At 55.5% G+C, this 13,512-nt stretch carries 13 protein-coding genes; 9 read left to right on the plus strand and 4 right to left on the minus strand.

Features of this window, described 5'->3' with window-relative positions:
* Positions 1 to 86 precede the first annotated feature (86 nt).
* Together ACQG2G_RS10635 and ACQG2G_RS10640 are read left to right on the plus strand one after the other, a co-directional pair.
* A complete protein-coding gene (locus ACQG2G_RS10635) occupies positions 87 to 1,682 on the plus strand; it encodes an ABC transporter substrate-binding protein (protein WP_061772134.1) in 1,596 nt (531 codons plus the stop codon).
* Between the two features lie 134 nt (positions 1,683 to 1,816).
* Positions 1,817 to 2,491 carry a DUF3313 domain-containing protein gene (locus ACQG2G_RS10640; RefSeq protein ID WP_057071872.1) on the plus strand — a complete coding sequence of 225 codons (675 nt, stop codon included), beginning with the start codon at positions 1,817 to 1,819 and terminating at the stop codon, positions 2,489 to 2,491.
* Positions 2,492 to 2,523: 32 nt separating this feature from the next.
* Here the strand turns inward: ACQG2G_RS10640 and ACQG2G_RS10645 are convergent, their stop codons facing one another.
* On the minus strand, positions 2,524 to 3,420 hold the full coding sequence (locus tag ACQG2G_RS10645) for a DMT family transporter (protein WP_062857537.1): 897 nt from the start codon (positions 3,418 to 3,420) through the stop codon (positions 2,524 to 2,526).
* 175 nt (positions 3,421 to 3,595) lie between these two features.
* Here ACQG2G_RS10645 and ACQG2G_RS10650 point away from each other — a divergent pair, with 175 nt between their 5' ends.
* On the plus strand, positions 3,596 to 4,468 hold the full coding sequence (locus ACQG2G_RS10650) for a helix-turn-helix domain-containing protein (RefSeq protein WP_205918168.1): 873 nt from the start codon (positions 3,596 to 3,598) through the stop codon (positions 4,466 to 4,468).
* On the opposite strand, the gene ACQG2G_RS10655 is transcribed toward ACQG2G_RS10650, so the two are convergent.
* Positions 4,448 to 5,809, minus strand: coding sequence for a benzoate/H(+) symporter BenE family transporter (locus tag ACQG2G_RS10655; protein ID WP_348595840.1), 1,362 nt, complete (start codon positions 5,807 to 5,809; stop codon positions 4,448 to 4,450). The two genes, ACQG2G_RS10650 and ACQG2G_RS10655, sit on opposite strands and share 21 nt — an antisense overlap.
* Here ACQG2G_RS10655 and ACQG2G_RS10660 point away from each other — a divergent pair.
* Complete coding sequence (locus tag ACQG2G_RS10660; RefSeq protein WP_048972155.1) at positions 5,706 to 6,233, plus strand: helix-turn-helix domain-containing protein; 528 nt, start codon at positions 5,706 to 5,708, stop codon at positions 6,231 to 6,233. The genes ACQG2G_RS10655 and ACQG2G_RS10660 overlap by 104 nt on opposite strands.
* 80 nt (positions 6,234 to 6,313) lie before the next feature.
* Positions 6,314 to 8,278 carry a U32 family peptidase gene (locus tag ACQG2G_RS10665; protein WP_348595841.1) on the plus strand — a complete coding sequence of 655 codons (1,965 nt, stop codon included), beginning with the start codon at positions 6,314 to 6,316 and terminating at the stop codon, positions 8,276 to 8,278.
* Here the strand turns inward: ACQG2G_RS10665 and ACQG2G_RS10670 are convergent, their stop codons facing one another.
* Positions 8,279 to 8,509, minus strand: a complete 231-nt coding sequence (locus ACQG2G_RS10670; RefSeq protein WP_013096641.1) for a DUF2554 family protein — start codon at positions 8,507 to 8,509, stop codon at positions 8,279 to 8,281.
* Between the two features lie 250 nt (positions 8,510 to 8,759).
* Here ACQG2G_RS10670 and ACQG2G_RS10675 point away from each other — a divergent pair, with 250 nt between their 5' ends.
* Positions 8,760 to 9,122, plus strand: coding sequence for a hypothetical protein (locus ACQG2G_RS10675; protein ID WP_023619540.1), 363 nt, complete (start codon positions 8,760 to 8,762; stop codon positions 9,120 to 9,122).
* A 158-nt stretch (positions 9,123 to 9,280) separates the two neighbouring features.
* On the opposite strand, the gene ftrA is transcribed toward ACQG2G_RS10675, so the two are convergent.
* Entirely contained in the window at positions 9,281 to 10,282 is a 1,002-nt protein-coding gene (gene ftrA, locus ACQG2G_RS10680) for a transcriptional regulator FtrA (RefSeq protein ID WP_029883790.1), read from the minus strand.
* Between the two features lie 73 nt (positions 10,283 to 10,355).
* On the opposite strand from ftrA, the gene ACQG2G_RS10685 reads away from it, so the two are divergent.
* The 3 genes from ACQG2G_RS10685 to urtA all read left to right on the plus strand — a co-directional run bounded on the left by ACQG2G_RS10685 (position 10,356) and on the right by urtA (position 13,501).
* Positions 10,356 to 10,769: a rhodanese-like domain-containing protein gene (locus ACQG2G_RS10685; RefSeq protein WP_013096638.1), complete on the plus strand. Its 414-nt coding sequence runs from the start codon at positions 10,356 to 10,358 to the stop codon at positions 10,767 to 10,769.
* A 156-nt stretch (positions 10,770 to 10,925) separates the two neighbouring features.
* Positions 10,926 to 12,029: a cobalamin-independent methionine synthase II family protein gene (locus ACQG2G_RS10690; protein WP_013096637.1), complete on the plus strand. Its 1,104-nt coding sequence runs from the start codon at positions 10,926 to 10,928 to the stop codon at positions 12,027 to 12,029.
* Between the two features lie 200 nt (positions 12,030 to 12,229).
* A complete protein-coding gene (gene urtA, locus ACQG2G_RS10695; protein ID WP_061772932.1) occupies positions 12,230 to 13,501 on the plus strand; it encodes an urea ABC transporter substrate-binding protein in 1,272 nt (423 codons plus the stop codon).
* Positions 13,502 to 13,512: the final 11 nt, after the last annotated feature.

The following is a 13,512-nucleotide window of genomic DNA, read 5'->3' on the forward strand; positions in this document are numbered from 1 at the left end:
TCGGGTGTTTGCTCCCTCACTTTAATGTTATTTATGAAATGGCAAAAGAATTAATTAGCCGTCGAATTAAAAGACAGGAATAAATGATGAAAAGCAAACTCACAACGTTAACCCTGGCACTCGCCGCGCTCACGGTCAGTTCCACCGTAGCCGCGAAAACGCTGGTGTATTGCTCCGAAGGGTCTCCGGAAAATTTTAATCCTCAGTTATATACCTCGGGTACCAGCGTGGACGCCAGCGCGGTGCCGGTCTATAACCGGCTGGTCGATTTCAAACCTGGCACCACGGAGCTGGTGCCGAGCCTCGCGGAGCGCTGGGAGGTGAGCGATGACGGCAAGGTCTATACCTTCCATCTGCGCAAAGGGGTGAAATTCCAGAGCAATAAGTCCTTTACGCCAACGCGCGACTTTAATGCCGATGATGTGATTTTCTCGTTTATGCGCCAGAAGGATGCGAATCACCCTTACCATAACGTCTCTAACGGCAGCTATTCCAACTTTGAAAGTCTGGAGTTTGGCAGTTTAATCACCGCGATTGATAAAGTGGATGACCATACCGTGCGCTTTACCCTGGCGCACCCGGAAGCGCCATTTGTCGCCGATCTGGCGTGGTATTTTGCCTCCATTCTTTCGGCGGAATATGCCGACGCGATGCTCAAGGCGGGCACGCCGGAGAAGGTGGACATGGAGCCCATCGGCACCGGCCCCTTTAAACTGGCGCAATACCAGAAAGACTCCCGCATCCTGTTCACCGCCTTCCCGGACTACTGGCAGGGGAAATCGAAGCTGGATCGGCTGGTGTTTACCATTACGCCGGATGCGTCGGTCCGTTTTGCCAAAATCGAGAAAAACGAATGTCAGGTGATGCCGTTCCCGAACCCGGCCGATCTGCCGCGGATGAAGGCGAACAAGGATATCAATCTCATGAGCAAGGCGGGGCTGAATACCGGCTTCCTGGCGTTCAATACCCAGAAGCCTCCGCTGGATAATGTGAAAGTGCGCCAGGCGCTGGCGATGGCCATCAACAAACCGGCCATTATTGACGCCGTGTTCCACGGCACTGGCACGGCGGCGAAGAACCTGCTGCCGCCGGGGGTATGGGGGGCCGACAGCGAGCTGAAGGATTACGAATACGATCCCGAAAAAGCCAAAGCGCTGTTAAAAGAGGCCGGTTTTGCCAACGGTATCAGCATCGATTTATGGGCGATGCCGGTGCAGCGCCCCTATAACCCGAATGCGAAACGCATGGCGGAGATGATTCAGGCGGACTGGGCGAAGGTGGGCGTACAGACCAAAATCGTCACCTACGAATGGGGCGAGTACCTGAAGCGGGTGAAGGGCGGCGAGCATCAGGCCGCGTTGATGGGCTGGACTACGGCGACCGGCGATCCGGACAACTTCTTTGGTCCGCTCTTTACCTGCACTTCGGCGAACGACGGTTCAAACTCGGCCAAATGGTGCTACAAGCCGTTTGATGACATTATCGCCGAGGCAAAATCGATAACCGATCATGACAAACGCGTGGCGCTGTATAAACAGGCTCAGCAGATGATGCACGATCAGATGCCCGCGGTGATGATCGCCCACTCCACGATTTTTGAACCGGTTCGTAAGGAAGTCACGGGGTACGAAATCGACCCGTTTGGCAAACATATCTTCTGGCAGGTTGATATCAAACCATGATTTTTCACTGCCCGTCGCATGGCGGGCAGACTTTTCGCAAATTGTGCTCCCGGCATCATTTTTTGTCACAACAAACCCGCCTGACTTTTGCTATAACTTCAAATGCATACTTGCAGATAACATGGAAAACCATCATGCGTACTCACACTTTTTTTAAAGTTGCAGTGCTTTCTGGTCTGTTGGCGCTGGCGGGGTGTTCATCCAAGGTCGCCGCGCCTGAACAATACTCCGGCTTTTTGAAAGATTACTCAGGCTTGCAGCAAACGACATCCGCAACGGGTAAACCAACCCTGCGTTGGGTCGATCCTTCTTATAACGAAGCAAATTACGACAGTATCATCTGGACGCCGATTACCTATTATCCGGCACCTAAACCGACCACCCAGATTGGTCAACGTACGCTTGATGAGCTGTTAAATTACACCAATAACAAAATGAAAACCGCGATTGGCCAACGCAAGCCAATTGTGACGACGCCGGGCAAACACAGCCTGATTTTCCGCGGGGCGATCACCGGAGTGAGCTCGCAGAAAGAAGGTCTGCAGTTCTATGAAGTGGTGCCTGTTGCGCTGGTGGTGGCAGGTACGCAGATGGCAACCGGCCATCGCACCATGGATACCCATCTCTTTTTCGAGGGTGAGTTGATTGATGCGGCGACGAACAAACCGGTAATCAAGGTTGTTCGTAAAGGTGAAGGCAAAGAGCTGAGTAACGAAAGTACGCCAATGACCTTCGCGACGCTGAAGCAGGTTGTTGATGACATGGCGACGGATGCCACCATGTTTGATGTGCATAAAACAGCGAAATAATCATGTACGGCCTGCAAACGCAGGCCGTTTTTTTATGCCGTACGCAGGCGTCTGAACCAGGTTTCCGGTCTGGTAAACATCACCATATTCCCGCCCAGAATCAGCAGTAACCCGATAATGCCGTTAATGTGCCAGACGTAGCCTTCATACACGGTGGAGATGGACAGCGCCACCAGCGGGAAGAGCAGGGTACTGTAGGCCGCTTTGCCCGGACCAATGCGTCCGACCAGGGTGAAGTAGGCACCAAAGGCAATCACCGAACCAAACAGGGCCAGATAGACCAGCGCCCCCATGTAGCTCATGGTCCATAGCGGCGCGAAGCTGTCGCCTCTGAACAGCGCGATGCAGCCCATTACCAGCGTGCCGTAGAGCATCGCCCACGCATTGGTGGTCATCGTCTCTAGCCCTCTGCGCTGATGCCGCATGCTGATCATGTTGCCCAGCGAGAAGCCGTAGGTCCCGAGTGCGGAAAGGCCAATGCCCGTCAGCAGCGATACGCTCCAGCCGCTCGCCAGCAGATCGTCCCAGAAGAGGGTGATGATCCCCACCAGACCAAGGGCGGCGGCTGTCCAGAAACGCGCGGGTGGGCGTTGCCCGAAGAAAATAAAACTGTTGATGGCGTTATAGAGCACCGCCATGGAAAATATCACCGACTCCAGGCCAGTGTTAATATGCGCAGCTGCCGTGTAAAAGCACCAGAAGTTGAAGCAAAACACGCAGCATCCTTGCAGCACGCAGAACAGATGATCCCGCAGCGCCAGTTTACGCAGGCGGCCAAGCGCCAGGAGCACCACCATCATCGTGGCGCTGGCCAGCGCAAAACGCCAGAAAATGGACACCGGGGCCGCCACAGGACCCTGCTGCAGGAAAATTGCAATCCAGGTGGTTCCCCAGATAACCACCACCAGTCCGTATAACAATGCGTTCATGTTGTCTCTCTTCTCAAACCACGGAAACCCACAGTATGGCGACGAGGGCGTTGACAGGCTTTCACCGTCCTGCGGCGGACTTGCAAAATCTTGCGCTTTTTTCTGTTCCGGGGTCTGGCAACGTGAAGCAACAATTCTTAGACTGACATTCTGATTCACAGACGCGCTAACGGTTATGTCACACGCTTACGATACCTTTGAAACGCTACGCCAACAGAACGCCGTGCTGCGGGAAACCGTTGCGCTCAATTCCGGTATCCAGCTGGCGGCGTGGTACAACAAGCGCGACACGATCACCGTAAAAAGTAATCATCACACCCTGAGCCTGTACGTGGCGGACGGTTATGAGAGCTATCAAAAAACGCCGGGCGGCTGGAAAAACGGCGGCGGGCCGGATCGTTTTTGTCTGATGCCGAAAGAGAGTGAATCGACGTGGGATATTCGCGATGACCTGTCGTTTGTCCACCTCTACTGCACCGATGACCATCTGCGCGATGTGGGTGAAAAAATCTGGGACAAACGCCCGCTGTCGTTGACGCTGGATGAAAAAATCTTTGGCAGCGATGCAAAAATCACTGCGCTCTATCGTCAGTTTTTGCTCGGCTGTGACTGGCAGCAAAAAGCCAACCAGCTGACGCTCAGCACGGCCTCGACGCTGCTGCTGACCCATCTGCTGCAGAACTATTCGAATGTGCAGTGGAAGCTGCCGGTGGTTACCGGCGGGCTATCGCCGTTTGTGCTGCGCAACGTGCTGGCCTTTATCGAAGAGAATCTTGCTCAGCCGCTCACGCTGGCTGAACTGGCGGCGCAGGCCGCGCTCAGCGAGTACCATTTTGCCCGCATGTTCCGCCAGTCGACGGGGCAGGCACCGCACCAGTACGTGATGCAGCGCCGCATGGAGAAAGCCAAAACGCTGGTGCAGCATACGGCGACGCCGCTGACGGATATTGCACTCGCCTGTGGATTTAACTCTGCCAGCCACTTCAGCAACCGTTTTCGCAGCGTAATGGGGATGACGCCTTCACAGCTACGCGCGGCGAAGGCGTGATAAAACGGCGAAGCATACGCCTCCCAGCACCAGCCCCCAGAATGCAGAGCCAATCCCGAGCAGCGTCACGCCGCTGGCGGTCATCAGAAACGTGACAATCGCCGCGTCACGCTCCGTTTCGTTATGCAATGCCTGATACAAACTCCCGCTGATGGTGCCCAACAGCGCCAGGCCTGCCAGCGTCTGGATCCAGCTCGGCGGCAGGGCCGCCATCAGCCCGGTAAGGGATCCACCGAATACGCCCGCCATCAGGTAAAAACCGCCTGCCGCCATCGCTGCCAGCCAGCGTTTACTGGCATCCGGATGCGCATCCGGGCTCTGGCAAATGGCTGCGGTAATGGCTGCAATGCAGATGGAGTAGACGCCGAAAGGCGAAAGCAGCAGCGCCAGCCCGCCGGTCGCGATCATCAGCGGAGATACCGCCAGCGGATAGCCCGACGCTTTCATCGTGGCGACACCGGGTGCATTTTGCGACGCCATGGTCACGAGGAAAAAGGGCAAGCCGATACTGACCAGGCTGGTGAGGCTAAACGCCGGTGCAATAAACTGTGGCATGACGAGGGAAAGGGTGAGTCGGTTTGTGACAACGTCACCGCCCGCCCAGGCCACCACGCTCCCTGTTATCAGAGTCGCCACAATGGCGTAGCGTGGCGCCAGCGCTTTGGCGACCAGCCATGCCGCAATCATGCTGCCGCAGAGCAGAAAATGGTCGTCGAGGTGACTGAACGTCTGCAGGCCAAAGCGCAGCAGTACGCCTGCCAGCATCGCGGCGGCAAGCGAATGGGGAATGAGTTTCATCAGGCGGGCGAAGAGTCCGGTCAGGCCGCAGAGTAAGATCAGCCCATTGGCGAAAATGAAAATGCCGATGGTTTCTGCAAGCGTTATCCCGTGCAGACTGGTAGCCAGTAGCGCCGCGCCGGGGGTTGACCAGGCGGTGAGCACCGGGGCTTTATACCACCATGACAGGGCGAGCGTACTGATCCCCATGCCGAACCCCAGTGCGGTCATCCAGCCGGCGATCTGCTGTGCGCTGGCGCCTGCCGCGGCAGCAGCCTGCCAGATGATGGCGGCCGAGCTGGCATAACCGACCAGGACGGCAACAAATCCGGCAAGAATGGCGGGAAAAAGAGGGGCTGACTGGCGCATAATATCTCCGTTGTGCGTTATAACGTCCGCAATAAGGTAGCACTGTGCGTTATAGCGTACAAGTGGTATGCTTACCCCCTCGGGAGGAAACATGGAAATCACACAACATCTTGCTACAACACTCAAGACGCAGCGCCAGGCGCGCGGCTGGAGCCTGTCAAAGCTGGCAGAAGAGACGGGGGTGTCAAAAGCCATGCTGGGACAGATCGAGCGTAATGAATCCAGCCCAACGGTATCGACGCTGTGGAAAATTGCCACGGGGCTAAACATCCCGTTCTCGGCGTTTATCACGCCGGAGGCAGACCGGCAGGCGGTGTTCGACCCGCAGCAGCAGGCGATGGTGGTGAAGCCGCTGTTCCCGTGGGATGAGACGCTGAAGTTCGATCATTTCTCCATCACCCTGGCGCCCGGCGCCCTGAGTGAATCCACGCCGCACGAGGCGGGGGTGATTGAACACGTGGTGGTGATAAGCGGTGAACTGGAGATGAAAATTGACGGCGAATGGCGAACCCTTTACCCCGACCAGGGCGTGCGTTTTGCCGGGGATAAACCGCATGCCTACCGCAACAGCAGCAGCCGACCGGTGCATTTTCACTCCCTGATTCATTATCCCCGCTAAAGGCTCGCAAAACTGTTTCGCTGATGCATACTTCTGACTACAATAGCCGCCATTTTGACCATAACGGATAACGACGAAGTATGCGCCTGCAATCCCATCATCTTGAACTTTTAAGCCCGGCCCGCGATGCCGCCATCGCCCGTGAAGCGATCCTTCATGGGGCTGATGCCGTCTACATTGGCGGTCCTGGCTTCGGTGCCCGCCATAACGCCAGCAACAGCCTGAGCGATATTGCCGAGCTGGTGCCGTTCGCCCACCGTTTTGGGGCGAAAGTGTTCGTGACCCTGAACACCATTCTGCATGATGATGAACTGGAGCCTGCGCAACGTCTGATCACCGATCTCTACCAGACCGGCGTGGATGCCCTGATTGTTCAGGACATGGGCGTACTGGAGCTGGATATTCCGCCAATTGAACTGCACGCCAGTACCCAGTGCGATATTCGCACCGTCGAGAAGGCGAAGTTTCTCTCCGATGCGGGCTTTTCCCAGATCGTGCTGGCGCGCGAACTGAACCTGAATCAAATCCGCGATATTCACCAGGCGACGGATGCCACCATTGAGTTCTTTATCCACGGTGCGCTGTGCGTGGCGTATTCCGGGCAGTGCAATATCTCCCACGCGCAGACTGGCCGCAGCGCCAACCGCGGTGACTGCTCTCAGGCCTGCCGTCTGCCGTATACCCTGAAAGACGATCAGGGCCGCGTGGTCGCCTTCGAAAAACACCTGCTGTCCATGAAGGACAACGATCAAACCGCCAACCTGGGCGCGCTGATTGATGCCGGTGTGCGTTCCTTCAAGATTGAAGGGCGCTACAAAGACATGAGCTACGTGAAGAACATTACCGCTCATTATCGTCAGATGCTGGACGCCATTATTGAAGATCGCGGTGACCTGGCGCGCGCGTCTGCCGGTCGCACCGAGCATTTCTTTATTCCGTCGACGGATAAAACCTTCCACCGCGGCAGCACGGACTACTTCGTCAATGCCCGTAAAGGCGATATTGGCGCGTTTGATTCACCGAAGTTTATCGGTTTACCGGTGGGTGAAGTGCTGAAGGTCACCAAAGATTATCTCGACGTGTCGGTGACCGAACCGCTGGCGAACGGGGATGGTCTGAACGTGATGATCAAACGTGAAGTCGTGGGCTTCCGTGCTAATACGGTGGAAAAGACCGGTGAAAACCGCTATCGCGTCTGGCCAAACGAGATGCCTGCCGATCTCTATAAAGCACGTCCTAACGCCGCGCTGAACCGTAACCTTGACCACAACTGGCAGCAGGCGCTGCTGAAAACCTCCAGCGAGCGTCGCATTGCGGTGGATATCGAGTTAGGTGGCTGGGAAGAGCAGCTGATCCTGACCATGACCTGTGAAGACGGCATCAGCGTCACGCATACTCTCGACGGTCTGTTTGAGGTGGCGAACAATGCAGAAAAAGCCCTCAACAGCCTGAAGGATGGCGTGGCGAAGCTGGGACAGACCATTTACTATGCGCGCAACATTGCGGTAAATCTGCCGGATGCGCTGTTCGTGCCAAATAGTCTGCTGAACCAGTTCCGTCGGGAAACGGCAGAGATGCTGGATGACGCGCGACTGGCGAATTATCCCCGCGGCAGCCGCAAGGCGGAAACCGTGCCAGCGCCAATTTACCCCGAGTCGCATTTATCGTTCCTGGCGAACGTGTATAACCATAAAGCGCGCGAGTTTTATCATCGCCACGGCGTGCAGTTAATTGATGCTGCCTATGAGGCGCACGAAGAGAAGGGTGATGTGCCGGTGATGATCACCAAACATTGTCTGCGTTTTGCCTTTAATCTTTGCCCGAAACAGGCGAAAGGCAATATTAAGAGCTGGAAAGCTACGCCAATGCAGCTGGTGAATGGCGACGAGGTGCTGACCCTCAAATTTGATTGTCGTCCGTGTGAAATGCACGTTATTGGCAAAATGAAAAACCATATTTTCAAAATGCCGCCACCGGGCAGTATTGTTGCCTCCGTGAGCCCCGACGAACTGATGAAAACCCTGCCGAAACGTAAGGGTAATTAATTAACGAAAGTGAGTACCCGGTTTGCGCGATTTTTGCCACAGGTGATGTTCGCGCAAACCCTCCGCTGATTCCTCCGCTGCGCTGCGTAATTCATCACTGTCTGCCTCGTGCCGAAGTTGATGATCAACATTCTTAACCCACAAATATTCATGGCCTTTGTGTCCTGCCATCAGCTGGCCGGAAAACAGGGCGCAGACCAGCATCATAAGCGTTAACCCCTTTTTGAACATGGACTTCCCCTTCAATAAAAATGCCACGCTAGCATGAACGTAGTTTCGTAGGGTTATTATTGGCATTTTCAAATTAGCGCAAAGAATATGTCATGTTGCGCGAACAGGATATATTTTGCGCGTAGTGAGATTTTTCCGAAAAAAGAATTATCTTTGTCATACCCTAAAATTTGGTATCAAAATATGGCAGAGGTTTAAGGATTAATCTTATATAATAAGATTTCTCTGACAAAGGAATGGATCTGATTCAATGAAAAAAGTCATGTCAATAGCGCTTCTGGTGGTTGCCGTTGGGGCTGTTGTAGGTATGAACGTTAACTGGAGTGGCGAACCGGATTATATTCAGTCAGCGGAAGCTCGGGTCGGTTCTTATTTAACCAGCGACTACGGACGCGTGGCGTGTAATAGCAAGCAAATTGATGACGAGCGTTGGGAATTAGGGTGTACCAATCCGTCGAAAAGTAAAACATTCCAGTTTGCTGTTTTCTCAGCAGATAAAGCACCGTATGGCGTCTCGCGTCCATTCTATCTGGAAGCGATTAACGATGATGCAAAACAGAGCGCGGAACAGGGCCTGATGCGCTACCTGCAAATTAATACCAAAGCGGGTTAATGGCTCTGTTTAGCTTTTGTTGAGTTCAGGCATGTTAGGTTGTTATTGATCCGCTGCCCGGCATGGAGTGTCGGGACGTAGACATGAAAATACAAATCTATCCATGCAAGCATTTACCGCCAGATTATGGCGGTTTTTTTTTGCCTGCGAACCGGCCATCAGCGTGGCGGGCGGGCAAACTGTTTACGGTACTGGGCAGGGGAAAGCGCGAACTGCTGGCGGAAATGGTGACGCAGGGTCGCTGCCTGTCCAAATCCGGTTTGTTCAGCAATGCTGTCGATGCTGAGACGGCTGCTCTCAAGATAATCTTTTGCCCGCAGGAGTCGTTCATTAAGCAGCCAGCGCGCAGGCGTGGTGCCTGTGGCAGCCTGAAAGCGGCGCAGAAAGGTGCGCTGGCTCATGCCGACGCGACGCGCCAGCGAATCCACGCTATGAGAAACGCTCAGGTGGTTGTGCAGGAAGTCGAACAACTGTCCCAGACGCTGGCTCTCCCGCAGCTGTGCCACCGGGCGACTCAACTGCTGCGGCTGGGAGCCATCCCGGTGGGGAGGGATCACCAGACGGCGCGCGACGCTGTTGGCGGTTTCCATACCGTAATCCCGTCGCACCACGTGCAAACAGAGATCGATGCCTGCCGCGCTTCCTGCAGAGGTCAGAATATCGCCTTCATCCTGATACAACACATCCTCGACCACGCCGATCGCCGGATAACGGGCTTTCAGCGCCTCAATATAGCGCCAGTGGGTGGTGGCTTTACGCCCGTTCAGCAGACCCGACGCGGCCAGAACAAACACCCCGGAACAGATAGAAAGCAGCTGGCAACCGCGCGCATTGGCCCGGCGTAAGGCCTCGCAGAGCGCCGCGGGAACAGGCGCATCCATCCCTCGCCAGCCCGGCACAACGATCAGGTCTGCCGATTCCAGCAGATCAAGCCCCCCGTCGGTCAGGATGCGGATCCCACCGGTTGCCCGAAGCTCACCGTCATCAATGCCCGCCACCGCAAAACGATACCATTCGTCGCCCAGCTCGGGACGTGGCAAACCGAAGATTTCCACCGCCACGCCAAATTCAAAGGTACACAAACCGTCATAGGCCAGTACCACCACCTGCGGGCGGGAAACCTGTCTTAAGTTTGTCATCTTTTTGCTGTTTTCTGGCATAAGCGGACGCATTCACGTGATCAATTTCTGGATAGAGTAGTGTTAACACAAACGCCAAAGATGAGGAAGGATCATGAGTTATGTTACTGAATTTCCGGCTGCCGAGCCGCAGGAAGCCGTTACCCATTTTCTGCGTCGCCTGAGCGTCGAAACAGACTGTGCCGATGTGCACCATGCGCTGACGAATAACGAGCAGGACTTTGTGTTGCTGCATGTTGTCGGGAAACCTGAGCAGTTTGCCCGTCGTCATGTGCCCGGCGCGATACATATGCCCTGGAGCCAGATTACTGAGGCGCGCATGGCGCAGTGGCCGGCCGATACGCTGTTTGTGGTGTACTGCGCGGGGCCGCACTGTAACGGCGCGGACAGAGCCGCACTGAAGCTGGCGCGTCTCGGACTGCCCGTGAAAATCATGATTGGCGGCATCACTGGCTGGGAGGACGAACAGTACGCGTTTGCCAGTAGCGAAACCGCTGCCGCGTTGTGAACATGAATAAATTTCAACTGTCGTGAAATTTTCTCGTTTGCCGGGATACAGCAGGTATGTCATCTTTTTTGGACATTTAGACATCCAGAAGTCTAAAGCTTTAAGATATGAATTATCACTGCTGGCAATTATCGCCGGCAGACAGAGGAGATTTCCATGCAGCGACAGCACGCCCCATACCGCGCCGATGTAGTCGGCAGTTTTTTACGCCCGGATGCCATCAAACAGGCTCGCCAGCAGTTTGCCCGCGGTGAGATTGATGCCGGGCAGCTTCGCGCGGTGGAAGATGACGCGATCCGCCAGGTGGTCGAACAGCAGTGTGCCTGCGGCCTGCACGTGGTCACCGACGGTGAGTTCCGTCGCGCCTGGTGGCACTTCGATTTCTTCGATGGTCTGCAGGGGGTTGAGCGTTACGATTCACAGCAGGGCATTCAGTTCAACGGCGTGCAGACCAAAGCGCACGGCGTGCGCGTCACCGGCAAGCTGGGCTTTGGCGATCATCCGATGCTGGAAGACTTCCGCTACCTGAAAAGCATCAGCGGCAACGCGCAGCCGAAAATGACCATTCCCAGCCCGAGCGTGCTGCACTTCCGTGGGGGTCGAAAAGACATTGATGCGACGGTCTATCCGGATCTGAATGACTATTTTGACGATCTGGCCACCACCTGGCGCGACGCCATCCGGGCCTTTTATGATGCAGGCTGTCGCTATCTGCAGCTGGATGATACCGTCTGGGCCTACCTCTGTTCAGATGACCAGCGTCGTCAGATCCGCGAGCGCGGGGAAGATGCCGATGAGCTGGCGCGTACCTATGCCCGCGTGCTGAACAAGGCGCTGGAAGGAAAACCAGACGATTTGACCATCGGTCTGCATGTCTGTCGCGGTAACTTCCGCTCCACCTGGATTTCCGAAGGCGGCTATGAGCCGGTGGCCCAGGTGCTGTTCGGCACGGTGAACGTCGATGCCTTCTTCCTGGAGTACGACAATGACCGTAGCGGTGATTTCGCACCGCTGCGCTTTGTCCGCCCGGGCAAGCAGCAGGTGGTACTTGGGCTGATCACCACCAAAAATGGCGAGCTGGAAAACCCTGAAGGGGTGAAGGCGCGCCTGGAGGAGGCGGCCAGATACGTGGCAAAAGAGCAGATCTGCCTCAGCCCGCAGTGCGGTTTTGCCTCCACTGAAGAGGGCAACACCCTGAGTGAAGCCCAGCAGTGGGACAAAGTGCGTCTGGTCACGCAGATCGCCAGCGAAGTCTGGTAATCCCGTCGTCACAGCGCTGCATTATAAAAGTGCAGCGCTGTACCATTCTGAGTCGTTCTCTTTACATCCCGCGTTACACATCCTGCAATAGCACGTTATTCATCCTGGCATCCTTTTTGCTCCTGTTTCGCTGAGACATTTTTCCGCGTCCATGCCGTAACGGACGTCTTCGCACAGCGTTCTTTTTCAGGAGTGAAAATATGCATCGTCGTACATTATTAAAAGCCTTCGCGTTGTCTGCGTCAGTCGTTGCTATGGGGATGACTTTTGGCGCACAGGCGGCCGATACCATCAAAGTGGGGATTATGCATTCGCTCTCCGGCACGATGGCGATCTCAGAAACGCCGCTGAAAGATGTCGCACTGATGACGATTGACGAGATCAACGCCAAAGGCGGGGTGCTGGGTAAAAAACTGGAGCCAGTGGTGGTTGACCCGGCCTCTAACTGGCCGCTGTTTGCCGAAAAAGCGCGTCAGCTGCTGAGCCAGGATAAAGTGGCCGTGGTGTTTGGCTGCTGGACCTCGGTGTCACGTAAATCCGTACTGCCGGTGTTTGAGGAACTGAACGGTCTGCTGTTCTATCCGGTGCAATACGAAGGCGAAGAGATGTCGCCGAACGTCTTCTATACCGGTGCGGCGCCAAACCAGCAGGCCATTCCGGCAGTGGAGTACCTGATGAGCGAAGACGGCGGTAGCGCTAAACGCTTCTTCCTGTTGGGCACGGATTACGTCTACCCGCGAACCACCAACAAGATCCTGCGCGCCTTCCTGCACTCCAAAGGCGTGGAAGACAAAGATATCGAAGAGGTCTATACCCCGTTCGGGCACAGTGACTACCAGACCATCGTCGCCAACATCAAGAAATTCTCCGCAGGTGGTAAAACCGCGGTGGTCTCCACCATCAACGGCGATTCTAACGTCCCGTTCTACAAAGAACTGGCTAACCAGGGACTGAAAGCAACCGATGTCCCGGTGGTGGCGTTCTCCGTTGGCGAAGAGGAACTGCGCGGGATTGACACCAAACCGCTGGTCGGCAACCTGGCCGCGTGGAACTACTTCGAGTCCGTTGATAACCCGACCAACCAGGCCTTCGTGGCGGACTATAAAGCCTATGCCAAAGCCCATAAGCTGCCTAACGCCGATACCGTAGTCACCAACGACCCGATGGAAGCCACCTATGTCGGGATCCACATGTGGGCACAGGCGGTAGAGAAAGCAGGCACCACCGACGTGGATAAAGTGCGCGCGGCCATGGCCGGACAGTCCTTTAAGGCACCCTCCGGCTTTACGCTCACCATGGATGCCACCAATCATCACCTGCATAAGCCGGTCATGATCGGTGAAATCGAAGGTAACGGTCAGTTTAACGTGGTCTGGCAGACGGAAGAGCCGGTACGCGCCCAGCCGTGGAGCCCGTTCATCGCCGGGAATGATAAAAAGCCCGATCAGCCGATGAAGACCGCCAGCAACTAAGCCATTACTGC

The sequence above is a fragment of the Enterobacter cloacae complex sp. 382A5 genome, assembly GCF_050031095.1.
Taxonomy (GTDB): domain Bacteria; phylum Pseudomonadota; class Gammaproteobacteria; order Enterobacterales; family Enterobacteriaceae; genus Enterobacter; species Enterobacter cloacae.

Coding starts and splice junctions, on each gene's coding strand:
- ACQG2G_RS10635 (WP_061772134.1), top strand. CDS start 87: ATGAAAAGCAAACTCACAACGTTAACCCTGGCACTCGCCGCGCTCACG.
- ACQG2G_RS10640 (WP_057071872.1), top strand. CDS start 1,817: ATGCGTACTCACACTTTTTTTAAAGTTGCAGTGCTTTCTGGTCTGTTG.
- ACQG2G_RS10645 (WP_062857537.1), bottom strand. CDS start 3,420: ATGAACGCATTGTTATACGGACTGGTGGTGGTTATCTGGGGAACCACC.
- ACQG2G_RS10650 (WP_205918168.1), top strand. CDS start 3,596: ATGTCACACGCTTACGATACCTTTGAAACGCTACGCCAACAGAACGCC.
- ACQG2G_RS10660 (WP_048972155.1), top strand. CDS start 5,706: ATGGAAATCACACAACATCTTGCTACAACACTCAAGACGCAGCGCCAG.
- ACQG2G_RS10655 (WP_348595840.1), bottom strand. CDS start 5,809: ATGGCTTTTGACACCCCCGTCTCTTCTGCCAGCTTTGACAGGCTCCAG.
- ACQG2G_RS10665 (WP_348595841.1), top strand. CDS start 6,314: ATGCGCCTGCAATCCCATCATCTTGAACTTTTAAGCCCGGCCCGCGAT.
- ACQG2G_RS10670 (WP_013096641.1), bottom strand. CDS start 8,509: ATGTTCAAAAAGGGGTTAACGCTTATGATGCTGGTCTGCGCCCTGTTT.
- ACQG2G_RS10675 (WP_023619540.1), top strand. CDS start 8,760: ATGAAAAAAGTCATGTCAATAGCGCTTCTGGTGGTTGCCGTTGGGGCT.
- ftrA (WP_029883790.1), bottom strand. CDS start 10,282: ATGCCAGAAAACAGCAAAAAGATGACAAACTTAAGACAGGTTTCCCGC.
- ACQG2G_RS10685 (WP_013096638.1), top strand. CDS start 10,356: ATGAGTTATGTTACTGAATTTCCGGCTGCCGAGCCGCAGGAAGCCGTT.
- ACQG2G_RS10690 (WP_013096637.1), top strand. CDS start 10,926: ATGCAGCGACAGCACGCCCCATACCGCGCCGATGTAGTCGGCAGTTTT.
- urtA (WP_061772932.1), top strand. CDS start 12,230: ATGCATCGTCGTACATTATTAAAAGCCTTCGCGTTGTCTGCGTCAGTC.